Annotated in this window: 30 protein-coding genes and 1 pseudogene; 17 read left to right on the top strand and 14 right to left on the bottom strand. The window is 60.5% G+C overall.

Annotated features, from left to right (window positions below):
• Window position 1 precedes the first annotated feature (1 nt).
• The gene (locus tag AMK00_RS12520; RefSeq protein WP_064810561.1) at window positions 2–730 is read left to right on the top strand and encodes an SDR family oxidoreductase; all 729 of its coding nucleotides are present in this window, start codon (window positions 2–4) and stop codon (window positions 728–730) included.
• On the opposite strand, the gene AMK00_RS12515 is transcribed toward AMK00_RS12520, so the two are convergent.
• Both AMK00_RS12515 and AMK00_RS12510 read right to left on the bottom strand, forming a co-directional pair.
• A complete protein-coding gene (locus tag AMK00_RS12515; protein ID WP_064811706.1) occupies window positions 693–1,616 on the bottom strand; it encodes a LysR family transcriptional regulator in 924 nt (307 codons plus the stop codon). The genes AMK00_RS12520 and AMK00_RS12515 overlap by 38 nt on opposite strands.
• Window positions 1,617–1,684: 68 nt before the next feature.
• Complete coding sequence (locus tag AMK00_RS12510; protein ID WP_064810560.1) at window positions 1,685–2,122, bottom strand: hypothetical protein; 438 nt, start codon at window positions 2,120–2,122, stop codon at window positions 1,685–1,687.
• A gap of 428 nt (window positions 2,123–2,550) precedes the next feature.
• On the opposite strand from AMK00_RS12510, the gene AMK00_RS12505 reads away from it, so the two are divergent.
• Entirely contained in the window at window positions 2,551–3,834 is a 1,284-nt protein-coding gene (locus AMK00_RS12505; protein ID WP_064810559.1) for an MFS transporter, read from the top strand.
• 13 nt (window positions 3,835–3,847) lie between these two features.
• Here AMK00_RS12505 and AMK00_RS12500 read toward each other — a convergent pair whose 3' ends face one another.
• The 3 genes from AMK00_RS12500 to AMK00_RS12490 are packed head-to-tail and all read right to left on the bottom strand — an operon-like array spanning window position 3,848 to window position 5,556.
• Window positions 3,848–4,543 carry a TIGR02281 family clan AA aspartic protease gene (locus tag AMK00_RS12500; protein WP_064810558.1) on the bottom strand — a complete coding sequence of 232 codons (696 nt, stop codon included), beginning with the start codon at window positions 4,541–4,543 and terminating at the stop codon, window positions 3,848–3,850.
• Window positions 4,540–4,755 (bottom strand): DUF1289 domain-containing protein, encoded by a 216-nt coding sequence (locus AMK00_RS12495; protein ID WP_064803145.1) that lies wholly within the window; start codon window positions 4,753–4,755, stop codon window positions 4,540–4,542. The genes AMK00_RS12500 and AMK00_RS12495 overlap by 4 nt, the downstream gene beginning before the upstream one ends.
• Before the next feature lie 18 nt (window positions 4,756–4,773).
• Window positions 4,774–5,556, bottom strand: coding sequence for an adenosylcobinamide-GDP ribazoletransferase (locus AMK00_RS12490; RefSeq protein ID WP_064810557.1), 783 nt, complete (start codon window positions 5,554–5,556; stop codon window positions 4,774–4,776).
• Between the two features lie 157 nt (window positions 5,557–5,713).
• Here AMK00_RS12490 and cobT point away from each other — a divergent pair, with 157 nt between their 5' ends.
• Together cobT and AMK00_RS12480 are read left to right on the top strand one after the other, a co-directional pair.
• Window positions 5,714–6,730: a nicotinate-nucleotide--dimethylbenzimidazole phosphoribosyltransferase gene (gene cobT, locus AMK00_RS12485; protein WP_064803141.1), complete on the top strand. Its 1,017-nt coding sequence runs from the start codon at window positions 5,714–5,716 to the stop codon at window positions 6,728–6,730.
• Between the two features lie 115 nt (window positions 6,731–6,845).
• The gene (locus AMK00_RS12480) at window positions 6,846–7,229 is read left to right on the top strand and encodes a diacylglycerol kinase (protein WP_064803139.1); all 384 of its coding nucleotides are present in this window, start codon (window positions 6,846–6,848) and stop codon (window positions 7,227–7,229) included.
• A gap of 103 nt (window positions 7,230–7,332) precedes the next feature.
• Here the strand turns inward: AMK00_RS12480 and AMK00_RS12475 are convergent, their stop codons facing one another.
• Window positions 7,333–8,868 carry a sensor histidine kinase gene (locus AMK00_RS12475; protein WP_064810556.1) on the bottom strand — a complete coding sequence of 512 codons (1,536 nt, stop codon included), beginning with the start codon at window positions 8,866–8,868 and terminating at the stop codon, window positions 7,333–7,335.
• A gap of 106 nt (window positions 8,869–8,974) precedes the next feature.
• Between AMK00_RS12475 and AMK00_RS12470 the strand changes: the two genes are divergently transcribed.
• From AMK00_RS12470 to AMK00_RS31960, 6 genes are all read left to right on the top strand, one after another.
• Window positions 8,975–9,532: a thermonuclease family protein gene (locus AMK00_RS12470; protein ID WP_064810555.1), complete on the top strand. Its 558-nt coding sequence runs from the start codon at window positions 8,975–8,977 to the stop codon at window positions 9,530–9,532.
• A gap of 4 nt (window positions 9,533–9,536) precedes the next feature.
• Window positions 9,537–10,169: a uracil-DNA glycosylase family protein gene (locus AMK00_RS12465; RefSeq protein ID WP_064810554.1), complete on the top strand. Its 633-nt coding sequence runs from the start codon at window positions 9,537–9,539 to the stop codon at window positions 10,167–10,169.
• Between the two features lie 69 nt (window positions 10,170–10,238).
• Window positions 10,239–10,727 carry an Lrp/AsnC family transcriptional regulator gene (locus tag AMK00_RS12460; protein WP_004678404.1) on the top strand — a complete coding sequence of 163 codons (489 nt, stop codon included), beginning with the start codon at window positions 10,239–10,241 and terminating at the stop codon, window positions 10,725–10,727.
• Window positions 10,728–11,448: 721 nt separating this feature from the next.
• Entirely contained in the window at window positions 11,449–12,471 is a 1,023-nt protein-coding gene (locus AMK00_RS12455; RefSeq protein WP_064803132.1) for a porin, read from the top strand.
• A gap of 399 nt (window positions 12,472–12,870) precedes the next feature.
• On the top strand, window positions 12,871–13,767 hold the full coding sequence (locus AMK00_RS12450; protein ID WP_064803130.1) for a LysR substrate-binding domain-containing protein: 897 nt from the start codon (window positions 12,871–12,873) through the stop codon (window positions 13,765–13,767).
• A 223-nt stretch (window positions 13,768–13,990) separates the two neighbouring features.
• Window positions 13,991–14,206: a hypothetical protein gene (locus AMK00_RS31960; protein ID WP_123876201.1), complete on the top strand. Its 216-nt coding sequence runs from the start codon at window positions 13,991–13,993 to the stop codon at window positions 14,204–14,206.
• 175 nt (window positions 14,207–14,381) lie between these two features.
• Here AMK00_RS31960 and AMK00_RS12445 read toward each other — a convergent pair whose 3' ends face one another.
• From AMK00_RS12445 to AMK00_RS12430, 4 genes are all read right to left on the bottom strand, one after another.
• Window positions 14,382–14,819 carry a CBS domain-containing protein gene (locus AMK00_RS12445; RefSeq protein WP_064803128.1) on the bottom strand — a complete coding sequence of 146 codons (438 nt, stop codon included), beginning with the start codon at window positions 14,817–14,819 and terminating at the stop codon, window positions 14,382–14,384.
• Window positions 14,820–15,430: 611 nt separating this feature from the next.
• Window positions 15,431–15,715: a hypothetical protein gene (locus AMK00_RS12440; protein ID WP_237350393.1), complete on the bottom strand. Its 285-nt coding sequence runs from the start codon at window positions 15,713–15,715 to the stop codon at window positions 15,431–15,433.
• Between the two features lie 289 nt (window positions 15,716–16,004).
• Window positions 16,005–16,688: a DNA alkylation repair protein gene (locus tag AMK00_RS12435; protein WP_064810552.1), complete on the bottom strand. Its 684-nt coding sequence runs from the start codon at window positions 16,686–16,688 to the stop codon at window positions 16,005–16,007.
• Complete coding sequence (locus tag AMK00_RS12430; RefSeq protein WP_064810551.1) at window positions 16,685–17,554, bottom strand: NAD(P)-dependent oxidoreductase; 870 nt, start codon at window positions 17,552–17,554, stop codon at window positions 16,685–16,687. The genes AMK00_RS12435 and AMK00_RS12430 overlap by 4 nt, the downstream gene beginning before the upstream one ends.
• 161 nt (window positions 17,555–17,715) lie before the next feature.
• Here AMK00_RS12430 and AMK00_RS12425 point away from each other — a divergent pair, with 161 nt between their 5' ends.
• The 7 genes and pseudogenes from AMK00_RS12425 to AMK00_RS12395 all read left to right on the top strand — a co-directional run bounded on the left by AMK00_RS12425 (window position 17,716) and on the right by AMK00_RS12395 (window position 20,519).
• Window positions 17,716–18,087: a hypothetical protein gene (locus AMK00_RS12425; protein WP_064810550.1), complete on the top strand. Its 372-nt coding sequence runs from the start codon at window positions 17,716–17,718 to the stop codon at window positions 18,085–18,087.
• A 6-nt stretch (window positions 18,088–18,093) separates the two neighbouring features.
• Window positions 18,094–18,291 (top strand): annotated as a pseudogene (locus AMK00_RS12420) (alkanesulfonate monooxygenase); the annotation flags it as partial.
• 264 nt (window positions 18,292–18,555) lie between these two features.
• Window positions 18,556–18,879 carry an ArsR/SmtB family transcription factor gene (locus AMK00_RS12415; RefSeq protein ID WP_011425688.1) on the top strand — a complete coding sequence of 108 codons (324 nt, stop codon included), beginning with the start codon at window positions 18,556–18,558 and terminating at the stop codon, window positions 18,877–18,879.
• A complete protein-coding gene (locus AMK00_RS12410) occupies window positions 18,876–19,286 on the top strand; it encodes an SRPBCC family protein (RefSeq protein ID WP_064810548.1) in 411 nt (136 codons plus the stop codon). Before AMK00_RS12415 ends, AMK00_RS12410 begins: the two co-directional genes overlap by 4 nt.
• Before the next feature lie 39 nt (window positions 19,287–19,325).
• On the top strand, window positions 19,326–19,547 hold the full coding sequence (locus AMK00_RS12405) for a hypothetical protein (protein ID WP_064810547.1): 222 nt from the start codon (window positions 19,326–19,328) through the stop codon (window positions 19,545–19,547).
• A gap of 10 nt (window positions 19,548–19,557) precedes the next feature.
• Window positions 19,558–20,028 carry a DUF1801 domain-containing protein gene (locus AMK00_RS12400; RefSeq protein WP_064810546.1) on the top strand — a complete coding sequence of 157 codons (471 nt, stop codon included), beginning with the start codon at window positions 19,558–19,560 and terminating at the stop codon, window positions 20,026–20,028.
• 35 nt (window positions 20,029–20,063) lie between these two features.
• Complete coding sequence (locus AMK00_RS12395; protein ID WP_064810545.1) at window positions 20,064–20,519, top strand: DUF1801 domain-containing protein; 456 nt, start codon at window positions 20,064–20,066, stop codon at window positions 20,517–20,519.
• Between the two features lie 17 nt (window positions 20,520–20,536).
• On the opposite strand, the gene AMK00_RS12390 is transcribed toward AMK00_RS12395, so the two are convergent.
• The 4 genes from AMK00_RS12390 to AMK00_RS12375 form a co-directional block, all read right to left on the bottom strand.
• Window positions 20,537–21,013, bottom strand: coding sequence for an SRPBCC family protein (locus tag AMK00_RS12390; protein ID WP_064803107.1), 477 nt, complete (start codon window positions 21,011–21,013; stop codon window positions 20,537–20,539).
• Complete coding sequence (locus AMK00_RS12385; RefSeq protein WP_064810544.1) at window positions 21,010–21,351, bottom strand: ArsR/SmtB family transcription factor; 342 nt, start codon at window positions 21,349–21,351, stop codon at window positions 21,010–21,012. Before AMK00_RS12385 ends, AMK00_RS12390 begins: the two co-directional genes overlap by 4 nt.
• Window positions 21,348–22,034, bottom strand: coding sequence for a glutathione S-transferase family protein (locus tag AMK00_RS12380; protein WP_064810543.1), 687 nt, complete (start codon window positions 22,032–22,034; stop codon window positions 21,348–21,350). Before AMK00_RS12380 ends, AMK00_RS12385 begins: the two co-directional genes overlap by 4 nt.
• A 102-nt stretch (window positions 22,035–22,136) precedes the next feature.
• Entirely contained in the window at window positions 22,137–22,955 is an 819-nt protein-coding gene (locus tag AMK00_RS12375) for a methyltransferase (RefSeq protein WP_064810542.1), read from the bottom strand.
• Between the last annotated feature and the right edge of the window lie 92 nt (window positions 22,956–23,047).

Genomic DNA, 23,047 nt, shown 5'->3' with positions numbered 1-23,047 from the left:
TATGAGCATCGAAGGTCAGAAGGTGATAATTGTCGGCGGCAGTTCCGGTATGGGGCTGGCACTTGCCGGGCGTCTGCTCGACGAGGGGGCGTCGGTGACGATTGCCGGGCGCGGTCAGGAGAAGCTTGCGGCAGTTTGCCGTCATCTCGGCGACCACCCGAAACTTCGAACCCATGTCGTCGATATAGGCCGGGAGGAGGAGGTCGCGGCGCTGTTTCGGGAGTGCGGACCGGTCGATCATATCGTCAGCACGGCGGCGGAAATCGAAGGAGCCTATCAGCTGCTGTCGTCGCTCGAACTGGCGGCGGCAGAAAAGGTGGTCCAGAGCAAGTTCTACGGCCCGCTGCTGCTGGCGAAATATGGCGCCTCCCGACTGCCGTCGTCTGGTTCGATTACCTACACCTCGGGTATTGCGGCCTATCGGCCGCTCGCGCGCGGATCGGTGGTCGCGGCCGTCAACGCGGCACTCGAAGGCCTCGTCAGGGCGCTTGCCGTCGAACTGGCGCCGATCCGCGTCAACGCGGTTTCGCCCGGCTGGGTGGACACGCCGATCTGGAGCTTCGTTGCCGGTGACGCCAAGCAGGCGAGGCTGGATGCGATGGCGCAGCGCCTGCCGGTTGGGCGGGTTGGGCAGCCCGAGGATATCGCCGATGCGATCCGTTTCCTGATCGGCAACGGCTTCACCACGGGCACTACCCTGCATGTCGAAGGCGGGCATCGGCTGGTCTGACCGGCGAAAGATTTTCGCTGGCCGATTGCAGAAGGAAAGCGATGTGCGACGGCTGGACGCGCCGGCGTCGCCACATCATCACCAGCGAGGCTGCCGGCGGTCGGCCGGGCCAGGGCAGTTCGACGACATCGCCGCGCGCAATGGACGGCCCCACCGCAAGACTCGGGACCAGGCCGTAGCCGGCGCCTGATGCCACAAGCCGGATGATCGTTGCGATGCTGTCCGCTTCCGCCGCAACGGCCGGCGCAGCTAAACCCGCTTCGGCAAAGGCGATATCGAGCAGGTGGCGATAGACGCAGCCGGTCGCGGTGGCGATGAACGGGGCGGTGCGCAGGGCTGCGAGGCTTTCCGGCGGCGGGATTTGCGCGCTGCCGGCGGCAATCAGCACCAGCGGCTCGCTGGCGACGCGGCGTGTCACGAAGCGCTCGTCCTGCTGGCCGCGATCGAAGGTGAAGACGATATCAACCGAGCCATGCTGCAATTTCGCATGCAACTCGCCACTGCCGCCGACCTTGAGTTTGAGACCGAGATCGGGATTTTGCCTGCGGAGGAGGGAGAGCCAGGGCGCCAGCCTTTCAGCGGCAATGGTTTCCAGCGTGCCCAGGGTGATAGAGGCTTCGGAAATGCCGGCGGCAATGCGGACGGCGGTCTGCGCCTCATCGTTCAGCGCCAATATCTCTTCCGCATAGGCTTTCAATGCCATGCCTGCCGGTGTGGGAGCGACGCCCTGCCGGGAGCGGAGGAAGAGTTCAACGCCCATCTCCTCTTCCAGCGCCTGGATTTGATCACTGAGGCTCGACTGCGCGAGATTGACCTCGGCGGCGGCGCGCGTGAGGTTTCCATGGCGGATGACGGCAAGGAAGGTCTTCAGTTGTCGTGGGGTCATCTCGAGCTCCGGCATTTGCGCAATGGCAGGATATCAACAAAGACGATCCAGCCGCAATTCGGGGGCTGTCAGGCACTGCTGACGAGCAGGGCGCCCAGCAGGATGAAAAGGGTGCCGGCTGCGAGCCGCGCCATGTTAAGCTCGGAGGCTTCGCCGAGAAAGACTGCGCCTGTCGCCAGCGTCACCAGCACGTTGCAGCTCCAGATCGGGGCGAGTTTCGAGACCGGGACACCATAAGCAAAGAGCGCGAAGCTGATGAGGCCGGTGCCGAGGGCGAAGCAGGCGCCGGCGGTTGCGGCAAAACCAAGTCCTTGAGCGGTCCAGGCGACAGGGCGCCAGATCAGCGCGGCGATCAGACCGGCGAGGGCGCAGGCGGCGCCGAAGGCGATGAGATAGACGGCAGAGCCGGTAGCGGCCGCAGCACTCTGCTTCTGGAAGATCGCGGTGATGCCCCAGAAAACGGCGGGCAGAATGCCGCCGATAACGATCGGCCAGAGTGAATTCATGGCGAAACTCCTGTCGCACCCATGGGCAAGGCCTTCGCCTGAAGCGAGGGCCGATCGGACATGCGGGGTGCCACCAGACTAGGAGTTTCTTTTTGCTCTTTGTGGTCTTGTTGTTTTGCCGTTGACGGTGCCAGGTCCGCCTGGCGCCGTAAAGCTGCATCGCGCACGGCACGGTTCGTCGACTTGCATTTTCTGCGAGCATTGAAACCGCACGTTGACGAGATGGAAATTTCTGTCTAGCTGTACCGTCATGAAGATCGCAATGGTTCTTGTCGTGGTGATAGCGCGCATGGGCAGGATGGTGTAACTATCCGGCGATCAGCCCCATGCGCGATAAAACAAGCTCCTGACGGGGCTTTTTTTGTGCCCTGAATTTGCGCTGCGCCTCGTCAGATTCCCACAATCTCCCTGACACACCGGACAAAGCCATGTCACGCGACAATTCTGCGCAGACTTCCGGCAACCGCCTGACCGAGAAGGCGGCTGCGACTTCGACTGCGGCGCCGCGGCGCACGATCCTTCTCCTGCTGACGGCGCTCTCGGTGTTGCCGGTCAACATATATCTGCCGGCGCTGCCAAATATCGCCGCGACTTTTCAGGCTGATTTCGCGCTCGTCAATCTCTCGGTTGCGGGTTATGCGATCATCAACGCCCTGACGGAAATTGTCGCCGGCGCGATGTCGGATCGTTATGGGCGCCGGCCGATCGCGCTGATCGCCGTTTCCATTTTCATCGTCGCGTCGATCGGCTGCGCGCTGGCGCCCAATATCGGCATCTTTCTGTTGTTTCGCGTGATGCAGGCGTCGATCGCCGCCTGCTTCTGCATCGCACTCGTCGCCATCAAGGAGACGGCGGGCGAGCGCGGGGCCGCCAACAGGATCGGCTACGCCGCCATGGGATGGGCTATCGCGCCAATGCTCGGCCCGAGCATCGGCGGCATTCTCGACGAAACGTTCGGATGGCGGGCGATCTTCGTCGCTCTTGCGCTGATAGGCGCAGTCATCCTCGCCATTTCCATGCGCGAGTTGAAGGAAACAGCCGGCCCAGCGTCGAGACTGAAAGGAGATTACTTTGCTTCCTACCGGCAGCTTCTCGGTTCGGCGCGGTTCTGGGCCTATACGCTGTGCATGGCCTGCTCGACCGGCACTCTCTATATCTTCCTCGGAGGCGCATCCTTGGCAGTCAGTTCTTCGCTCGGCGGATCGAGCGCGAAACTGGGCTTCTTCATCGGAATGGTTCCCGCGGGATTCATTCTGGGCAGTTATCTCGCTGCCCGATTGACGAGGAAATCGCTCAGCACCACGCTCGTCATTGCGCGTTTATCGACGTGCATGGGTCTGCTCTTGGGGCTGATCTTGTCGATCTCGGGCGTCACGCATGTCCTGGCATTTTTCGGACCCTGTATGTTCATCGGCATCGGCAATGGCTTGACCTTTCCGGCCGCCAATCTGGGCGTGATGTCGGTTCGCGCCCATCTCGCCGGCACCGCTGCAGGCCTTGCCGCCGCCATGTCGATCGCCGGCGCCGCGCTGATTGCTTCGATCGCCGGGTTGTTTCTCCGGGAGGCAGGCGCAGTGTCGACGCTGTTCGCGATGTTGCTGACATCGGCCTCACTTGCCTTGTCGGCAGCGTTTTTTGCAGCTTTTGTCGACCGGCGAGTTGCGGTCCGTATTCCCAATGGAGAGTCGGCCGAGAGCGGATCGAGGGCATGATTGTTCTGCCGGATCAATCCCGCATTCGCAATTCGTCCGTCTGCATTTGCAAGGAGCCCAGCGTTTCCAGGAAGCTCATGCCGAGCAGGCTCTGGTCAAGCCGGCCGTCCTCGGCGACGCTGGCTGCGACATTGTTGCGGACGATCGGACCGATCGCTACCTGGTCGAGCGTAATGGGGGCCGCGCGGCTGCGGCCGTTGGCGGTCATGACCGTCATCGAGTAGGTGAGGCCCGTGAGATCGATGCCGATGCGTTCAGCATCCTCGTGTGAGAGCGCGACCATGCTGGAGCCGGTGTCGACGAGCATCTCGACGGTCCGGCCATTCACATTGACGTCCGCTTCGAAATGGCCGTTCAACAGCTTGTGCAGGATGATTTCCGCACCACCTTCGCTCGTCGTGACGACGACAGCGCGGCCAGGAATGAGACCGGCGAGTACCCGATTGCCGACGCCGATCGCTTCCTGACGATAGAGATAGACGGTCACGAGCGCCAGGATGATGACCAGCCAGATCATCATCTGGCGCATGGTTTCACCGACGCTGCGCGCCCAAATCCCGGCCGATAGCATCAGTGCGATCGGCAGCAGGTAAACGAAGCGGCCGAACTCGTCACTTTGCAAGCCGAGAATGCGGCCGCTGTCGCCGTTGAGGATCAGCACGGCAAGACCGATGCCGATCACGACGAGAATGACGATGAAACGGATCATGAAGGCCGCCCCGGCGGCTCGGCGAGGCTTGTTTTCATTCGGCTGGTCGCCGCGGCGGTTGCGAGCCTCGCCGGCAGCTGCGCCATGATCCCGCGCCGTTCGGCATCGGTATAGTTCATCCAGCCACCGATTTCCTGAAGAGTGCGGCCGCAACCGGCGCAAAATCCGGTGGCTGGAACCATGGAGCAGACGTGAATGCAGGGTGTTTGCATGGCTGATATATCGGAGTTTCAAAGAGTGGTGGCAAGGGCGCAAAGGGTGGCGATTTCGCAAATCTGCTGCGTGGCGCCCAGCGTGTCGCCGGTGTGGCCGGCAAGCTTGCGACGGATGAGAGTCGTGAAGACAAATCCGGCAACGCCGGCGGCGAGGAGGCTGGCGACGAGCGGCCGCAGGCCGAATGCCGGCCAGATCAGAAGTGCTGCGAGCAGACCGGCTGAGACGAGCGCAAAATGCATCGCCGCCTCATTCGGCTGGCCGGTCGAGGCGGCCACGCCATCGGCCTTTGCGGCCGGCAGCCGTTGCCAATGCCAGGCGATAGCGCCACGGCTGAGTGCTGCGACGGCGGGAACGGCAAGGGCTGCGGCGAGCGGCGAGGATTGGCGGACAATGGCGGCGAGTGCGGCCGCACGGATCGCGAAGGAGAGGATCAGCGCTATCGCGCCATAGGTGCCGATCCGGCTGTCCTTCATGATGATGAGGCTCTGTTCGCGGTTCTTGCCGCCGCCGATGCCGTCGGCCGTGTCGGCCAAGCCGTCTTCGTGCAGTGCGCCAGTGGCAAGAGCCTGGACGGAAAGCGCGATCAGGGCCGCCACCAGTGGATCGGCGCGCAGGCCTGAAAGAAGGAGGAGGGCGAGCGCCGGGACGAAGCCGATGATAAGACCGGCGAGGGGAAAGGCGCGCACCAGGCGGCCGAGCCTGCCGTCATAGCCTTCGAACAGCGCCCGCGGCATCGGAAGACGGCTCAAAAAGGCGACGGCGCGGGCGGTATCGACCGCATAGTCCTTGATCTTCATTCTGTTTCGTTCTGCCGGAGGGGCTGCGGCGCTTTTGATGTTGTTCGCTTCGTCCGCCGGCTTTAAGAGAGAGCCACCGCAAAGAAGCTGATTTGCTCGACGCAAACAAGTGGTTTGCGTGAAAACAAGAATAGCCGATTCATAGGAATACGCACCGATGAGCGTTTCAGGCCTGCCCTTCGACGATTTCCGTACCCTGCTCCGGGACCTGCCCGGACCGGATGCCCGCGCACTGGTGGCCGCACGCGAACGCGACGCGCAGCTGACCAAGCCGCCGGGCGCGCTCGGGCGGCTCGAGGAGATTGCCTTCTGGCTTGCCGCCTGGACGGGCCGCCAACCGGCCGTCAACCGGCCGCTGGTGGCGATCTTCGCCGGCAATCACGGTGTCACCAGACAGGGCATCACACCCTTTCCGCCCGCGGTGACGCAGCAGATGGTCGAGAATTTTGCAGCCGGTGGAGCTGCGATCAACCAAATCTGTGTCGCTTATGATCTCGGGCTGAAAGTCTTCGATCTGGCGCTCGATTACCCCACGGGCGACATTACCGAGGAAGCCGCGCTTTCCGAGCGCGACTGCGCCGCGACCATGGCCTTTGGCATGGAGGCGATCGCCGGCGGCACCGACCTGCTCTGCATCGGCGAGATGGGCATCGGCAACACGACGATTGCGGCGGCGATCAACTATGCGCTCTACGGCGGTTCGGCGCGCGACTGGGTCGGACCCGGCACCGGTTCGGAAGGCGAGATGCTCGAGCGCAAGATCGCGGCGGTGGAAAAGGCGGTGGAGCTGCATAGCGACCATCTCGACGATCCCCTGGAGATCATGCGGCGGCTTGGCGGCCGCGAGATCGCGGCGATGGCCGGCGCCATCCTTGCCGCCCGGATGGAGCGCATACCGGTGCTGATCGACGGCTATGTCGCGACTGCCGCGGCGGCGATCCTGAAAGCCGCCAATCCTTCCGCGCTCGATCATTGCCTGATCGGCCATGTCTCCAGCGAGCCCGGTCATCTGCGCGCGATCGAGATGCTCGGCAAGACGCCGCTTCTGGCGCTCGGCATGCGGCTTGGCGAAGGCACTGGTGCGGCGCTTGCCGCCGGCATCGTCAAGGCCGCCGCTGCCTGCCATTCCGGCATGGCGACGTTTGCCCAGGCAGGCGTGAGCAACAAGCATTAAAGCGCGTCGCGATCTTTCAGATTCGCTTGGCCCGCGCTTTAATTCCTTGTTTTACGCATGTCGTTATCGCAAAACCGCTGCACACTTTTGCGCGACATGCTCTGGGGGATCAATCTTGACGAAGCCCGCGGTGACGAAGCAGACCGGATTTCGACATTTCATCGCCGCGGCCAGCTATTCCTGGGCAGGTTTCCTGCGCGTGCTGAAAGAGGCGGCCTTCCGCCAGGAGCTCGGTTTCTTCCTCATTTCGCTGGCGGGGCTGGCGCTGGTGGGGGCCACTTTCGGTGAGATCGTCATTGCGGTGCTGCTGTTCCTCGGGCTGTTTTCGATGGAGGCGATGAATACCGCTGTCGAGGAAGTGATCGACCGGATTTCACCGGAGATTTCGATCGTCGGCAAACATGCCAAGGATCTCGGTTCCTTCGCGGTGACTTGTATGATCGCCGCCTGCTGCCTCTATCTCGGATTCGTGCTCGGCAAGCATCTGTTTTTCAGTTGAACTAAAGCGTCGCATGAAACCTGATTCGTGCGACGCGCTTTAGCTCCTTGTTTTTATGCATGTCGTTATCCGGGAACCGCCGCACAATTCCGGGCGACATGCATTAGGCAAAACTCTTGCGCTTGCGCGCGACAGCCTGAGCCTCTTCGACAGCCGGCAGGCTCTGGAGCACGCGCTTGGCGGGCAGGATGGCGATGACCTCGGTGCCTTCACGCAGCTTCGATTTCAGCAGGAACTGTCCGTCATGCTTGGCAAGGATCGCCTGAACGATCGGCAGGCCGAGGCCGGTGCCTTGTTCGGCGCTCTTGATGGCGATCGAGCCCTGGCCGAAGGCCGAGAGGACGACGGGAATCTCTTCTTCCGGAATGCCGGGGCCGTTGTCCTTGATCGAGATGTACTGTCCGCCACCGGCCGTCCAGCCGACCTTGACGTGGATTTCGCCGCCTTGCGGCGTGAACTTGACCGCATTGGAGAGAAGGTTGAGCACCACCTGGCGCATCGACTTCTCGTCCGCCCAGATGGCCGGCAGCTGCCGCTCGAACTGATCCGAAATGGCGATATTCTTGGCCCGGGCGCGCAGCTGCACCATGCCGATGCAATCCTCGGTAATATCGAGCAACGAGATCGCTTCTTCGCTCAGTTCGTATTTGCCGGCCTCGATGCGCGACAGGTCGAGGATTTCATTGATGAGATCGAGCAGATGCTGGCCGGAGCGATGAATGTCGCCGGCATATTCTTTATAGGTCGGATTGGCGAGCGGTCCCATGACTTCGGCCGACATCACCTCGGAGAAGCCGAGGATGGCGTTGAGCGGCGTCCTGAGCTCGTGCGACATGGAGGCAAGGAAACGGGATTTGGCGAGGTTTGCCTCTTCGGCGCGGCGGCGCGCCTCGTCCGACATCGATTTCGCCACTTCCAGCTCGGCGATCAGGTCGTCCTTCTCCGACTGGTAGGAGAGGATCCTGAGGTTGGATTTGAAGAGCCGGTCGCTGATATAGTTGAAGAAGACGAGGGTGGTGGTGAAGAGCCCGGTCAGGCTGATTTCGAGGAGGTCGCGTGACAGGCCGCTCTTGGCGCCAAGCGCCAGGACCGCCGGCGCGAAGGCGACCAGCACGGCTGGCGTCAGCATGAAGTTCGACATCGCCGTGACGGAAAGCGCAATCAGCAATGTTGCGCCCTTATAGAGAATGAAGCTGGACGGCTCGCAGGTGTCGCACCCCTGCAGTGCGAAGACGGCCCAGCAGCAGCCGACCAGGAATTGGCCGGCGAGCAGCAGGCGGCGCCATTTGCGGGCGCTCTCGGAGGTGATCTCCTGTCGGCGCGCGCGCCGGGCGAGCAGGATGTTGCCGGTGTGACAGGTGAGTGTCAGCAGCGCCCAGAAGAGCAATTGGGTATCTTGAGTGAAATAGACGCCGAGGGCGGTAATGATGACGACGAAGAGCGGCATGATCGTAGCGCCCTGCATCATCGATGCTATATACATCTTGAGTACGTCACGGTCGAAGGCGGAATTGGACGCATGACCGGACTGAAGACGTTCGCGCGTCTGCCGCACGGCCTTGGAAACGGCCTTGTTGCGGTGGCTGCGCGACCTGTCGACGATAATCTTGTCGGTCGATGTGCTTACGCCGGTACTCATGTGCACGTTGAAACTTCATCCCAGGGTGGATAAGAGCTTAACCGGCAATTCTTAAGAAGATGTTTGCCATCTTTGCCAAGGATTTGTTTTTTAAGGAGGCGAAAGCGTGACACGGGGCCTGCGCCTGATTCGCGACGGCGTGACCGCTTTTGCCCTGCTGGTGCTGCTGGCGCTGATTACCGCCAAGATCAACGATCGAGCAACAATCAAGCGTGCCGGCGCCTTTCATGCTGCCGATGGCGACAGTCTGACATTGGGCGGGGAGCGCTTCCGCCTCGAAGGCATCGACGCGCCCGAGTTTAATCAGAGCTGTGAACGGGCGGGAAAGGCCTGGGCTTGCGGGCGCGTGGCGCGGGAGGCGCTGCAGGAGATGGTGCTGGCATCGGGAACGCTTTGCCAAGGCGACCGGCGCGACCGCTACGGCAGGCTGCTTGTCGTCTGTCGTAGCGCGACGGGCGGCGACATCAATGCCGGCATGGTACGCCGAGGCATGGCCGTCTCCTATGGTGGCTACGGCAAAGAGGAGGCCGAGGCGAGAGGGGCGAAAGCGGGGCTGTGGGCCGGGACTTTCGAGCCGCCGCGCGATGTGCGCGACCGTGCCCGTCACGAATCCGGTTACGGCGACGCGCTGCGCTTCGTCAGGCGGATCGTCGGATGGGAGTAAGGTGATGACCGATGAAGCCAAGCTGGAAACGCTGCGGCGGGAAATTGCCGGCTGTCGCATCTGTCGCGACGCTCCGGCAAGCGGACCTCAGCACCGGCTGCCGCACGAGCCGCGGCCGGTGGCGGTGATTTCGTCAAGCGCTCGTATCCTGATTGCGGGGCAGGCACCCGGCCTTCGGGTGCATGAGAGCGGTCTGCCGTTTGACGATGCCTCGGGCGACCGGCTGCGGTCATGGCTCGGCGTTGACAGAACAAGCTTTTACGACCGCAACCGATTCGCCATCGTGCCGATGGGCTTCTGCTTTCCTGGCTACGACGACAAGGGCGCGGACCTGCCGCCGCGCCGTGAATGCGCTCCGGTCTGGCGGCAAAGGGTGATCGCGGCAATGCCGCAGATCGAGCTGGTGCTGGTCATCGGCCAATATGCGCAGGCCTGGCATATGGCTGACAAGAGGCGAGGCAATATGACCGAGACGGTGCGGGCTTGGCGTGACAGCCTGCTGTCCGGCCGGTCGCCGACGGTGCTGCCGCTGCCGCATCCGAGCTGGCGCAACAGCGGCTGGCTGAAACGCAATTCCTGGTTCGAGCAAGAATTGCTTCCTGTGTTGCAGGAGCGGGTGAAAACACTGCTTTCCTGAAACAAAATTCTTTTCCTCGCGCGGAATCGGGTTATACAAAGAAAATAATTCGAAAGGACTGACGTGCGCATGGACCGCCTCGACCGAAAAATACTGCGTCTGCTGCAAGAAGATTCGACCCTTGCCGTTGCCGATCTCGCCAAGAAGGTGGGGCTGTCGACGACGCCGTGCTGGCGGCGCATTCAGAAAATGGAGGAAGATGGCGTCATCAAGCGTCGGGTCGCCATCCTCGATCCGGAGAAGGTTAACACCAAGGTCACGGTTTTCGTATCGATTCGCACGGCTACCCATTCGATCGAGTGGCTGCGCCGCTTTTCCGAGGTGGTCGCCGAATTCCCCGAAGTGGTCGAATTCTACCGGATGAGCGGTGATGTCGATTATCTCCTGCGAGTCGTCGTGCCCGATATCGCCGCCTACGATGCCTTTTATAAGCGGATGATCGCCAAGATCGAGATTCGCGACGTCTCCTCCGCCTTTGCGATGGAGCAGATCAAGTATTCGACGCAGTTGCCGCTGGACTATATGATTCTCGAGAACGCCAAATCCAACGAGGATTGAGTCCGAGCGTGCTCTGCGGCCGCCTGGAATGGCGGTCGATAATCGAAATATCGAGGCACGGTCTGCTACCGCAGAGGGTATCCTCCCCAAGAAATGGGCTTCGAGCGGCATTCTCATCATCCGTGAGAATGTCCGCAATGAGGCCGCAAGCAGGGCCGAGAGAGGGTTCTGACTGCAGAAAAGTCTCATAAATAGCGGAAAAGCGCTCGAATCGCGGCGAAATCCTGAAGAAATACATAGCCTAGTAACGATTAAGAGGCTATGGTGCGTACAACCAGTGGGCATCATGTCATCATTTTGACGCATTGGTATCGAATTCAGGACACTATGTTCTAAGCCGTCACCTTGTATGTGTTCATTGGCCGGCGGTAGAGTTTTATGAGCTTCACCATTATGTCCGACGAAGATCGGACGGTGGGGATTTTGATGAAAGAATATAGCGTTTGCGGCTTGCGATGGAGGGTTTCCGTCGCCGGGCCGTTTGTGCGTTTTTCTGCTGTAACTAATTGAAAATGTTGTATAAAAATCACGCTTTCGAGGAAAGTGCCTCGATCGGACCCCTCCCGCGTATATCGAGAATTGCTTGATAATGCCCGGTATGGGATGACGGTTTGGCGGTTCGATCGATCCGCACGCCGAGATGGCTGTTCAAACTGGGCCGGCTTCAAATTGACTACCCGATGAGACGTCAGCCCCGATCGACAAAGGAATGGATTGGTAAATGAACATCAGAATGGTTTTGCTCGCATCAGCAGCAGCATTTGCTGCATCGACGCCGGTTCTTGCAGCTGACGCTATTGTTGCTGCTGAGCCGGAACCGGTTGAATATGTTCGCGTCTGCGACGCTTACGGCACCGGCTACTTCTACATCCCCGGCACCGAAACCTGCCTCAAGATCGAAGGCTACATCCGTTTCCAGGTCGACGTTGGTGATCAGCCGCTCAATGGCTCGGCCAGCAACGATTCGGATTGGGATGCCAGGACCCGCGGTCAGGTTCAGTTCACGGCGAAGAGCGACACCGAGTATGGTCCGCTGACTGGCGTCATCGTCATGCAGTTCAATGCTGACAATGCCACCGACCAGGATGCCATCCTCGACTCTGCTTACCTCGACATCGCGGGCTTCCGCGCTGGTCTGTTCTACAGCTGGTGGGACGATGGTCTCTCGGGTGAAACCGACGACATCGGCTCTATCGTAACGCTGCACAACTCCATCCGCTATCAGTACGAAAGCGGCGACTTCTACGCTGGTCTCAGCGTCGACGAACTGGAAGACGGCTTCTACAAGACCGGCGAAGGCCCGAACAACGTAGGCGTTGCCTTCGGCGTTGGCGGCAAGGCTGGTGCCTTCAGCTACCAGGTCACCGGCGGCTGGGACTTCGACAACGAAGACGGCGCTGTCCGCGCAATGGGTACGGTTGACATCGGTCCCGGTACGCTCGGCCTCGCAGCCGTATATTCTTCCGGCCCGAACTCCTACTACTCCGCAGCCGAATGGGCTGTCGCTGCCGAATACGCAATCAAGGCAACCGACAAGCTCAAGATCACTCCCGGCGTCCAGTACTACGGCGACATCTACGAGGCTGGCGATGACTTCAGCGACGACGACGCTTGGAAGGTTGGTCTGACGGTCGATTACCAGATCGTCGACAACTTCTACGCCAAGGCTTCGGTTCAGTACTTCGATCCGGACAATGGCGACGACTCCACCTCGGGCTACTTCCGCCTGCAGCGTTCGTTCTAATCCACTTGGTGAGTGTCCCCGGTCTTCGGACCGGGGACACTTCAAATCAGTTTCTGATCCGAGTGACCTCCGATCAGCTACGGGGACGGGTCCGGTCTTCCCTGCCGGACCGTCCTTGCAGTGTTTTTGACACGCGCTGTTGTGGCTGTATTTTCGGAGCGCCATCCAGGTAAGCCGAACCGGCATGTTGTGTATCGCACGTCGGCATCCTGCAGGCCTTGATCGAGGCCATTCTTTTCTCAAGAGAGTTTTGGATTGACCGTTGGGCATTGGTTGGCTTTGCCGCGACGGGTCGCGTAAAGAAGATTCAATGCCGACAATGTGATTACAGCTTTGCTGGAGAGAGGATACAACCCTTTCGGGGCGGCATTCATTCCTACTCTCGGACAGCTTGTTCGCATGGACGATCTCAACGACTATTATTATTTTGCAGCCGTCGTCTCCAGCGGTGGTTTTGCTTCTGCCAGTCGCAATCTGAAAATACCGCGCTCAAAATTGAGCAGGCGGGTCAGCCGGCTTGAGGACGGGCTTGGTGCACGGCTGATAGAGCGTTCGACCCGTCACTTCCGGGTGACAGAGATCGGACAAGCTTTTTACGAAAGATGCCAGACCATCCTGCAGGAGGCTGATCGCGCCAAATCGATCGTCACCGAAGCCCAAGCAGACCCGCAGGGTGTGGTGCGGATGGGCTGCCCGCTTGGTCTGGTCGACATTTCCGTCGGCGGTATTCTGCCTGAATTCCTCGAACGCTACCCTAAGATCAAGCTGCAGATTATCGGCTCCGACCGGCGTGCCGACCTCATCAACGAACGGATCGATCTTGAGGTGAGGGCGACCAACGAGCCGGAGACACAGACGAGCCTGACGATGCGCAAGCTCGACCGGGCCCGGCGAATCCTGGTCGCAAGTCCGTCGCTCATCGAACGTATCGGCGGTTTAAATTGCGTCGACGAGCTCGCCGATCTTCCGACGCTGGCGATGACGCCGTGGGTGTCGTTCCATAGCTGGGAACTCATCGGTCCGAATGACGACAGACGGGTAATCCGGCATCAGCCGAGGCTGACCTGCCGCAGCATGACCGCCATTCTCGATGCAGCCCGCGCCGGCCTCGGCTTCGGGCTTCTGCTCGAAAGCGCGTGTGAGGCGGATCTGCGGGCCGGGAGGCTCGTGCGGGTGCTGCCGCAATGGCAGTCGGAGGAAAGCCAGTTTTATATCGTCTTCACGACCGCCAAGGGCATGCCGCCGGCGGTCAGAGTGCTGATCGATTTTCTGGTGGAAAAATCCAGGCATCATTGACGGCCAGGCGAAAGCCTCGGCCCTACAGGGATGCTTTACCAAAGATCTGGCCGTCGATCTAATCCTGGGGCTTCAGCCGGACATGGGGTAGCGCCCTCAGACGACCATGTCCTAGGTAGGCGGGAAAAAGCTCGAGCGGCGGCCTGTCATCGTTCAAGTCGGGCAGCTGGCACCGAAGCTGGCGGTTACTGCGGCACGGACAACCATGCGGCACGGACAATCAATGGAACGATCCGCCTCGACCAATGTTGAATCTTGGGTGGAGTCCCTGATGATGCGAATGCTGATGATCGTCATTATCGGAGCAATGATTGCTTCAATACTCGGTATCCTGGCGATCAAACCATTTGATCGCGGCAGCGACGCGCCACCACCGGTGATTCAACAACCGGAGCCGAATAGTAGTTCAACCTCGGCTGAGGTGCCGAGGTCTCGGTAAAACAGAAGCAAACCAAGCTCGTTCCAATTGGCGCTCGATCCATAACAACGGAGCTGCGTAAAGCGTCCTGATGTGCCAATTGCAGAACTCTCGCGCCAAAGGCAATGGAGCGAGAGTTGAGAGTTGATGAGCAGATACCGGCGAACCCGTGGACAGTGTGGCGCGACGCGGACCGTCAGTGAGCCGTCTGTGAATGTGCACCGCCGCGTTGCGAAATGCCGCTTAGTGCTTTGCCTGTTTCCATGGTCTCGCCCTTCATGGCGAGATCGCCAAGCGAGATGATGCCGACCAGCCGCTTGCTTCGGTTCAGCACCGGCAAGCGCCGCACTTGAAGATCCCCCATGTTGTGAAGGACGTCTTCGACATCTTCGTCATCGAAGCAGTATTTGACATCGGTACTCATCACGTCGCGGACCTTTGCGTCGGGGCCTTTGCCCTCTGCCACGCCACGAATGGCAATGTCGCGATCGGTGATCATGCCGACCAGTCGGTCATTCTCGCCCACCGGGAGAACGCCGGCATCGAGACGTCCCATCATTAAGGCGACATCTCGCAATGTGTGCTCCGGATCGGTGATCTGCACGTCTGTGGTCATGCAATTGCTAACTTTCATGATAACCTCCCTGGGACTGCCCGCGCCTCTCGCACGGGATAAACAGAGTGAACGCGCACCATTCGGAAACGTTCCTGCCAAGACCCGGTCGTCTGATTGCATGCCGGAGTGCTGTCGTCGAAATCGACTCGACGCGAACCGTGAAAATTGTGTGGGAGTCTATCTCTTCTTTCTCCTCGCTTATGTTCGGCGGTGCGACGCGTGATCTGCTGAATAACATTTCGATGCCGGTGTTGATGTCGCACTGAACGCAGCGTTGCGACTGGCCATCTGCTCGATGAATTCTTTGAGCATGTTCTCGCGCGCTACGGAGGTTGGTGACATCGATTCCGATCCAAGCAGCGCTTCTGGATTCGGAACCTTCAGTGTGGGAGTCGATTCTTGTCGGTGAAGCCCGAGGAATTGGCTATGCCTAGAAAAGTTGCTGCCCCCGCCAAACGGATCGACCCGAAAGAGAAGCCTGTCCACCCTTCCGACGACCAGGTGGCGCCCGCAGACCCCGACGATCGCCAACATCCGCCACGAGATACAAGAGAGACGCCGGCACCGAACCCAAACGACAAAGGGCTCCCGAATAGGCCGCCGGAATAAGTCAGAGACCGAAGTCGGTCTCAAGGCGCGCGATCGGTAAGAGCGTCGGCTCCCTCCTGCTCGGCGCAATGCGCACAACAATAAATGATATCGCCCTGCTCGACGCCATGCCCGATGATTCGGACGCCGCAATTTGGGCAGGCGGGAGCGAGTTTCTGAATAGCGCATTCGAAGCTATCGAATGTGTAGATTTCATTCCCCAAATTTACTTGGAAGGCCTTGTCATAATCGTTCCCGCACTGGTCGCATTTGGCCATCGCTGAATCCTCCTGCTTGCCAACCTCGCGCGCAGCGATAGGTTCCATTTTAGGCACCGGCTCAAGCCTAGTGCCCGACCATGTGGGCGACTTCCTCCAACTTTTCGAGGCCAGGCTTTCCGCGAAATTGTTACGACGTATGAGCTCTAAGGTTGCGCGTCAGGGCTGCGCCGGGAAGATGCTCTGCAGTACTTGCCAATATTCGTCAAGGCGCTAGCGCGAAGTTCGCGACCGTCTTTTATGCAGTGCAGACACTCGAGCTCATCGCGGATACTACGAACATCACGAAGCTTGCCCTAACATGCGCGACAGCCTCAAGATGAAAGGCTGCATCGCGCTATTTTAGCCGCGCCATAAGCTTTTCGCCGCTCAGCTCCCTGACCGCGTCCCTGCCGATCCAGCGGGCGGTTTTATCCGGACTTTCGGCTAAAAGCTTCGCCAGCCCGAGCGCCGGCCCATGGCAGGTGCGATTGCGCTTGCCGATGCTGCGCAATGCCCAATTGACCGCCTTGCGAACGAAGTTTCGGGAATCGCCGGAATGCTCCTCGATCAGCGGCAGCCAGGAGAGGATGGCCGTATCGGTCTCGCCCTTTCGATGGACGGCGGCGCCGGCGATCATGGCAAAAGCGGCGCGACGGATAAATTCGCGCTCGTCGGCAGCGAATTCCGGAATGAGATCGTCCAGGCCCGCCTCGACGAAGAGATCGGCGGCGCAGTCAACGATCTCCCAGGAATTGAAATCATTGGCCCAGCTTCTGGCCTCTTCCGCCGTCAGCCGCTTCGGCTCAGCTGTGCAGAGAGCAAGCAGGCGGGCTTCGCGAATATCGCTTTGCCAGAGCTGCATTGCCCTGATGTGATCCCTCTTCGCCAATCTGGCGACCGCCCTGATGTCGGGATTGAAAATGCCGAGGGCGCGGTCGGTAACGATGCCGAATCGCGCCATTCCGGCGGCATTCTCCTCCGAGCGCAGTGTTTTGAGATGCGCGATCAGCTCAGCCGGATCGGAGGAGGGACCGATCATTTCTCAAGCCGGGCGAGCAGCGAAGATGTGTCCCAACGATTGCCGCCCATTGCCTGCACATCGGCATAGAATTGGTCCACGAGGGCGGTGACCGGCAGCTTGGCGCCGTTGCTGCGGGCTTCGGCGAGCACGATGCCAAGATCTTTGCGCATCCAGTCGACTGCGAAGCCGAAATCGTATTTGCCGGCATTCATGGTCTTGTGGCGGTTTTCCATCTGCCAGGAGCCCGCTGCACCCTTGGAAATCACCTCGATGACCTTTTCGATATCCAATCCGGCGCGCTTGCCAAAATGCAGTGCTTCGGAAAGCCCCTGGACAAGGCCAGCGATGCAGATCTGGTTGACCATCTTGGTAAGCTGTCCGGAACCGGCCGGCCCCATGAGGCCGACCATGCGCGCATAGGCGTCGATCACCGGCCGGGCTCTTTCGAAGACGGTCTCATCGCCGCCGCACATGACAGTCAGCACTCCGTTTTCGGCGCCAGCCTGGCCGCCGGAGACCGGAGCGTCGATGAAATCCACACCTTTTTCCTTTGCCGCGGCATAAAGCTCGCGGGCGACCTCGGCGCTGGCGGTGGTATTATCGATCAGCACCGAACCCGGCTTCATGCCGTGCAGAGCGCCGTTCTCGCCTGAGATCACCGAGCGGAGATCGTCATCATTGCCGACGCAGACGAAGACGAAATCGGCGCCGGCGGCAGCCTCGGCAGGGGTGGGGGCGGATTCGCCGGAGAATTTCTCGGCCCAGGCAGCGGCTTTCTCGGCCGTGCGATTGTAGACGGTGACATCGTGGCCGCCCTTCGTCTTCAAATGACCGGCCATGGGGAAGCCCATGACGCCGAGACCGATGAACGCGACTTTTGCCATATGTCCTATCCTTATGCTGAGTGAGAGGCCTTGAGGATTAACCGAAACGGCGCAAGCAGAAAAGCCGTGAAGACGGACTTCCTTCCGGTTGGCGCACATGAGGCTGGTCGCCGTTCGGCCGAGCCCTAGATTGGAACGAGGATAATGTTTCCGGGGGTGACATGAACGAAATTCCAACGATCGAGCCGCGCCGCAAAGGCCGCAGCGGCACGCAGGCGATGCTTATTCCGTCGCGGCAGATGATCGAAGAGCAGATTCGGTTGGCGCCTGAAGGTGTTCTCACCGAGACCGGCGTCCTGCGCCGCCGTCTCGCTGCCCAATATGGAGCGGATGCCTGCTGCCCGGTGACAGTGCAGCGGCATTTGCGTGCGATCGCCGAACTATCCTTCGGCGCGGTGGAGAAGGGCGAGCCGGTTTCGGTGGTGTCGCCATATTGGCGCATGGTGGATCCGGCGAGCTTGCTTGCGAAACGTCTTGCCGGCGGTCCCGCCTTCATTCGCGAGCGATTGGCCGCCGAATACCGAGAGAGATAGCGAGGCAGGCGAGAGGAGGTGACCTTCGGCATCCGCCTGCATTTCATTGTGCGGGAAATCGACGAAGAAGCCTGGGAGGCGGCCGAGCGGCTGATCCGCCATCTCGATGACGATACGATCCGCGAGGCGCAGGAATGCTTTGTCCACCAATCCGATTCGGTCGGACAGAAGCGCATGGCCGCTCTTCACGGCGCCCGCCGCGACTCCTGAGTTCAAACAAGATGCAGAGCATGTATCGCCGGAAGCCGTCTGCGCCTTCCGGCGTTTTTCTGATTGCCCCTGAGGCTGGCGGGTCGCAATTATGCATAGCCAATGGGCTATTATAGATGTGTCGTGGTCTTTTCGATAGTTGTATCCGCTGGCGAGTCTGCTATTGGTTTTCCCAATCAGTTTGTCGCCTTCTGGCTTGACATACGTATACCTCGATGGCTATAGGTTTATTCATAGCTTTATAGGTATGGGTCTTCAATGTCGAACGTTCAGGACGTCCTCTTCAGGACGCTTGCGGATCCCACCCGGCGCGCGCTTTTCGAGCGGCTGTGCCGGGAGGGGGAGAAGACGGTAGGGGCTTTGACGGCGCAGGCCGGGGTCTCACAGCCGGTCGTTTCGAAACATCTCGGGCTGCTGAAGCAAGCCGGCCTGGTGCGCGACCGTCATGAGGGGCGGCAGACGCATTATAGCGCGCAGCTCGGCGCGCTTGCGCCGCTCGTCGACTGGACGAGCGAGATGGCCGGCTTCTGGCAAAGCCGCTTCAATGCCCTCGAAGATTTGTTGAAGAGGATGGATCAATGACAGATATATCGACCGAAACACGTTCCGTCGTCATCGAGCGGGAGATGCCTTTTCCGGCGGAAAAGATCTGGCGGGCGCTGACCCAGCCGCACCTGATCCAGGAGTGGTTGATGAAAAGCGACTTCAAGGCGGTCGTCGACCATCGCTTCAACTTCAACGCCGATTGGGGCGCGGTGGAATGCCGAGTTCTGGAAGTCGAGCCACACAAGGCCCTTGCTTACAGCTGGGGCGCCTATGGCCTCGAAACCGTCGTGACCTGGACCCTCACGCCGACGGGCGCGGGTACGCATCTGCGCATGGAGCAGTCAGGTTTCCGGGCGGATCAGCGGCAGGCCTATGGCGGCGCCAGGAGCGGGTGGCCGCAGTTCTTCCACAGACTGGAACAGGTGTTGGCGCGGGTTGACTGATCCGTCGTCGAGCGGGCGGCCCGTCGGGAGGAGGCTTCATTGAACTGGAACAACTGGTTTCGGCAGGTCCACCGTTGGCTGTCCATTGCCTTTACGCTGGCCGTCATCGTCAATATCATCGCCATGGTGCAGGAGAAGTCGGCGGTCTGGATTGGGCTTTTGGGGTTGCTGCCGCTCGGCCTGCTTCTCGTTACCGGTCTCATCTTGTTTGTGCTGCCCTATGCCACGAAACGGCGCGGCGTCGAAGGCATCGGCGGATAGGAGGAAATCTATGGCGGGCAGAACGTCGAAAGGCGCGGAGAAGGTCACGAAAAACACCGCCGCCGAACCGGCGGGGGCGACACCGAAGCTTCTGTCGGGCGGCAACCCGCAAATTCCCAAGGGTTATGGCGATGCGCCCGTGCAAGCCTACATCGCCGCCATGCCGGACTGGAAAAGTGAGATCGGGCGTCGCCTCGATGCGCTGATCTCCAGAACCGTGCCGGGCGTCTGCAAGGCGGTCAAATGGAACTCGCCCTTTTACGGCGTGGAAGGGCAGGGGTGGTTCCTCGGAATCCATTGCTACGCCAGCTATGTCAAGGTGGCTTTCTTCAAGGGCGCGTCGCTGCATCCCCTGCCGCCAGGCGAGTCTAAGCAGAAAGAGGTGCGCTACCTCGACATTCGCGAAGACGATCCCTTCGACGCGGCGCAGATTGCCTCCTGGGTGGAGCAGGCGAGCCGGTTGCCCGGTGAACGGATGTGAGATTTTTGATGCGCGGCGACGGGAGAACGACAAATATGAAGAAGATGACGGCAACCATGAAGACGACCGATTCCGAAGAAGGAAGCGGGCAAGCCTCTCCCTCTCAATTGATCGATGCGAGGATTGAGGAGCTCAAGGATTGGCGCGGCGACATGCTCGCGCGGGTCCGCGCGCTCATCAAGCAAGCCGAACCCGAGGTGGTCGAGGAATGGAAGTGGCGAGGGGTTCCGGTGTGGGAGCGCGCCGGCATCATCTGCACCGGTGAGACCTATAAGAACGTGGTCAAGCTTACCTTCGCCAAAGGAGCGTCGCTTGAGGATCCGAACAGCCTTTTCAACTCCAGCCTCGACGGCAACACCCGGCGTGCCATCGACTTTCATGAAGGCGACGAGATCAACGAGGAGGCGTTGAAGGCGCTTATTCGAGCCGCGGCAGCGCTGAATACGTCGGTGCGGGCGGCCGGTTCGCGGAAGAAATCAAGCAGCGTGTGACAGGTCATCGGGCCGCGTTAGTGAATCGGGCTCGTCTCGCGTTCGAGAAAGAGTTCGAGATTGTCGAGGCCGATCTCGGTGCCCTGAAGGCGGGCGCCGTTGTCGGCGTAGCCGTCGAGGAAAACCACTTGCTCGGTGAAGACCATTCTGGTGCCGCTGGGTTCGACGTCGAAGGCGACGGTGACGAGCGAGGCTGAGATGCGGATTTGCCCGAGCTTCATCTCATATGCATAGATGATGCGGGTATCCGGCACGATATCAATGTAGTGGGCGTCATAGGCGTGCAGAAGCCCATCGGTGTCGGCGGTATAGTTCCTCTCTGTACCGCCCGGCCGGAAATCGAGCGCATATTCCAGCGGCACCCATTCGCCGTGGCAGGCAAACCATTGCCGCTTGGACTCCGGGGTCGACCAGGCGCGGAAGACCCGGGCGACGGGCGCCGTCAGGCGGCGCTCGATGACAAAGGTGGTATGTTCGGCAGAGCGTGTCGTCATTCGGGGAGGGTCTCCGGCTCATCGGCGAGAAATTGATCCAGCCTGTCGAAGGCAGCGGTCCAGCGGGTCTTTCGCTGTTCCACCCAGCGCTCGACAGCGACAAGCGCATCCTGCTGCAGGCGGTAGGTTCGCACCCGGCCGGATTTTTCGGATAGCACGAGACCGCTCTCCTCCAGCACCTGCAGATGTTTCATCACCGTCGGCAGGGCGACGGCGAGCGGTGCGGCCAGTTCGGTGACCGAAGCGGGGCCGCGGCCGAGGCGGTCGATCATGCCGCGGCGACTGCGATCGGAAAGGGCGTGAAACATGCGGTCGAGATCCGCCTGGCTTTCGATCATTCCGCCGCATCCCGAAAGCGGGCGGGCAGCCTGTCCTGATAGGGATAGAACTTGAAATAAGGGCGGGCCTCTTCCAGCGCCCTGGCGAAGGACGGGCGCGCCAGCAAACGATCGTAATAGGCGCCAAGTTTCGGCTGCTCCTGTGAAAACGGGACCAGCGTCTCGGCATAGAAGAGGGCGGGGGCTGCGGCGCAATCGGCCATGGTGAAGGCCTCGCCTGTTATCCAAGGACTTTCGCCCAGCTGCTTTTCGATCATCGCATAGGCAGTAGTGAGCGTCGCTTTGCAGGCGGCCATCTCTATTTCGTCTGCCGTGCCCTCGGGGCGCCGGCGATGGCTGACGAGCGTCTGCATCGGCACCTGGACATATTGGTCGAAGAAGCGGTCCCAGAGGCGGACCTGCAGCGCCCGATCGATCTCCAGCGGCAGCAGGCGCACGGGGCCGGGGTAGTAATGGTCGAGATATTCGATGATGATGGTCGTTTCGGGAATGGTGCTGTCGCGCGCCTCGTCCCTCAACAGCGGCATCTTGCCGATCGGCCAGAAGCGGAAGAGATCGGCACGCGAAGTCTCGTCGGACAGATCGATGAGGCGATTCTCGAAGGATGTCGCGTTTTCATAAAGCGCAATCAGCACCTTGTGGCAGAAGGAGGCGAGCGGATGCCCATAGAGCACGAGCGACATGCGGCGACCTTTCTTATCCGGTAGAAAACTTTACCGGAAGACTAAGTATCAGGTCGAAACAGAATGCGCAACAAATAGTTCGCCAATTGTGAAACTATTCACTCAACCGATATACCGCGCGATCACCAGGTGACCCGGTGTCGGCTGACCGTCTTCCATGCGGACGTTGATCTCCGATGCCTCGACGAGTTCGAAACCGGTCGCCGTCAGACGTTCCCTGACATAGGCATCGGCATGGGCGAAGCGCTGATGCGGCCCAACCATATAGGCGCGGCCGGCAAGCGTCTCCTCGGGCAGGGTTTCGGAGGAGAAGATGAACAGGCCGCCCGGCGTCAGGTTTTCGGCGGCGCCGAAGAAGAGCGGCTCGAGCGCGCCGAGATAGGGCAGCACGTCTGTGGCGGTGATGAGGTCGAAAGCGTCCTCGTCATTGTCGTCGAGGAAATCCTCGACCTCGGCGACGAAGAGCGTCTCGTAAAGATCTTTTTCGTGGGCGATCTCGACCATCTTCTCCGATATGTCGATGCCGGTCATGTCCTCGCACAGGTCGCGTAGCGCGCCGCCGGTGAGACCGGTGCCGCAGCCGAGATCGAGCAGCCGCTTGAACGGCCCGAGCTTCAATGCCTGCAGGCGCTGGCGCACCAGCATCGGCACGTGATAGCCGAGCTGCTCGACGAGCACGTCCTCGAAGACTTCGGCATGCTGATCGAACAGGGTCTCGACATAGGCGTCGGGCGCCTTGACCGGGGTTTCGCCGCGGCCCATCGCGGCGATGCGCACGGCGGCTCCGCCGTGGTCCTCGGGATCGATCGCCAAAACGTGCTCATAGGCCGCCACGGCCGCATCGACATCACCGGATTTCTCCAGCGCAAGCGCGCGGTTATAGGCCTCGGCAAGGGCTTCTTCGTCGATCTTCTTTGCCATCGCGGTTCATGTCCTTCTGTTTTCAGGCATGGCTCTAAGGCGGCTTTCGATGTTTTGCAATGGCGCGGCAACAGGCGCAGAATGCCAAAAAA

Origin of the sequence: Rhizobium sp. N621 (assembly GCF_001664325.1) — a bacterium.
Taxonomy (GTDB): Bacteria; Pseudomonadota; Alphaproteobacteria; order Rhizobiales; family Rhizobiaceae; genus Rhizobium; species Rhizobium esperanzae.
Note: the sequence above shows the minus strand (reverse complement) of the source record. Positions and strands in the feature narration are given on the sequence as shown.

Coding starts and splice junctions, on each gene's coding strand:
- AMK00_RS12520 (WP_064810561.1), top strand. CDS start 2: ATGAGCATCGAAGGTCAGAAGGTGATAATTGTCGGCGGCAGTTCCGGT.
- AMK00_RS12515 (WP_064811706.1), bottom strand. CDS start 1,616: ATGACCCCACGACAACTGAAGACCTTCCTTGCCGTCATCCGCCATGGA.
- AMK00_RS12510 (WP_064810560.1), bottom strand. CDS start 2,122: ATGAATTCACTCTGGCCGATCGTTATCGGCGGCATTCTGCCCGCCGTT.
- AMK00_RS12505 (WP_064810559.1), top strand. CDS start 2,551: ATGTCACGCGACAATTCTGCGCAGACTTCCGGCAACCGCCTGACCGAG.
- AMK00_RS12500 (WP_064810558.1), bottom strand. CDS start 4,543: ATGATCCGTTTCATCGTCATTCTCGTCGTGATCGGCATCGGTCTTGCC.
- AMK00_RS12495 (WP_064803145.1), bottom strand. CDS start 4,755: ATGCAAACACCCTGCATTCACGTCTGCTCCATGGTTCCAGCCACCGGA.
- AMK00_RS12490 (WP_064810557.1), bottom strand. CDS start 5,556: ATGAAGATCAAGGACTATGCGGTCGATACCGCCCGCGCCGTCGCCTTT.
- cobT (WP_064803141.1), top strand. CDS start 5,714: ATGAGCGTTTCAGGCCTGCCCTTCGACGATTTCCGTACCCTGCTCCGG.
- AMK00_RS12475 (WP_064810556.1), bottom strand. CDS start 8,868: ATGAGTACCGGCGTAAGCACATCGACCGACAAGATTATCGTCGACAGG.
- AMK00_RS12465 (WP_064810554.1), top strand. CDS start 9,537: ATGACCGATGAAGCCAAGCTGGAAACGCTGCGGCGGGAAATTGCCGGC.
- AMK00_RS12460 (WP_004678404.1), top strand. CDS start 10,239: ATGGACCGCCTCGACCGAAAAATACTGCGTCTGCTGCAAGAAGATTCG.
- AMK00_RS12455 (WP_064803132.1), top strand. CDS start 11,449: ATGAACATCAGAATGGTTTTGCTCGCATCAGCAGCAGCATTTGCTGCA.
- AMK00_RS12450 (WP_064803130.1), top strand. CDS start 12,871: ATGGACGATCTCAACGACTATTATTATTTTGCAGCCGTCGTCTCCAGC.
- AMK00_RS31960 (WP_123876201.1), top strand. CDS start 13,991: ATGGAACGATCCGCCTCGACCAATGTTGAATCTTGGGTGGAGTCCCTG.
- AMK00_RS12445 (WP_064803128.1), bottom strand. CDS start 14,819: ATGAAAGTTAGCAATTGCATGACCACAGACGTGCAGATCACCGATCCG.
- AMK00_RS12440 (WP_237350393.1), bottom strand. CDS start 15,715: ATGGAACCTATCGCTGCGCGCGAGGTTGGCAAGCAGGAGGATTCAGCG.
- AMK00_RS12435 (WP_064810552.1), bottom strand. CDS start 16,688: ATGATCGGTCCCTCCTCCGATCCGGCTGAGCTGATCGCGCATCTCAAA.
- AMK00_RS12430 (WP_064810551.1), bottom strand. CDS start 17,554: ATGGCAAAAGTCGCGTTCATCGGTCTCGGCGTCATGGGCTTCCCCATG.
- AMK00_RS12425 (WP_064810550.1), top strand. CDS start 17,716: ATGAACGAAATTCCAACGATCGAGCCGCGCCGCAAAGGCCGCAGCGGC.
- AMK00_RS12415 (WP_011425688.1), top strand. CDS start 18,556: ATGTCGAACGTTCAGGACGTCCTCTTCAGGACGCTTGCGGATCCCACC.
- AMK00_RS12410 (WP_064810548.1), top strand. CDS start 18,876: ATGACAGATATATCGACCGAAACACGTTCCGTCGTCATCGAGCGGGAG.
- AMK00_RS12400 (WP_064810546.1), top strand. CDS start 19,558: ATGGCGGGCAGAACGTCGAAAGGCGCGGAGAAGGTCACGAAAAACACC.
- AMK00_RS12395 (WP_064810545.1), top strand. CDS start 20,064: ATGAAGAAGATGACGGCAACCATGAAGACGACCGATTCCGAAGAAGGA.
- AMK00_RS12390 (WP_064803107.1), bottom strand. CDS start 21,013: ATGACGACACGCTCTGCCGAACATACCACCTTTGTCATCGAGCGCCGC.
- AMK00_RS12385 (WP_064810544.1), bottom strand. CDS start 21,351: ATGATCGAAAGCCAGGCGGATCTCGACCGCATGTTTCACGCCCTTTCC.
- AMK00_RS12380 (WP_064810543.1), bottom strand. CDS start 22,034: ATGTCGCTCGTGCTCTATGGGCATCCGCTCGCCTCCTTCTGCCACAAG.
- AMK00_RS12375 (WP_064810542.1), bottom strand. CDS start 22,955: ATGGCAAAGAAGATCGACGAAGAAGCCCTTGCCGAGGCCTATAACCGC.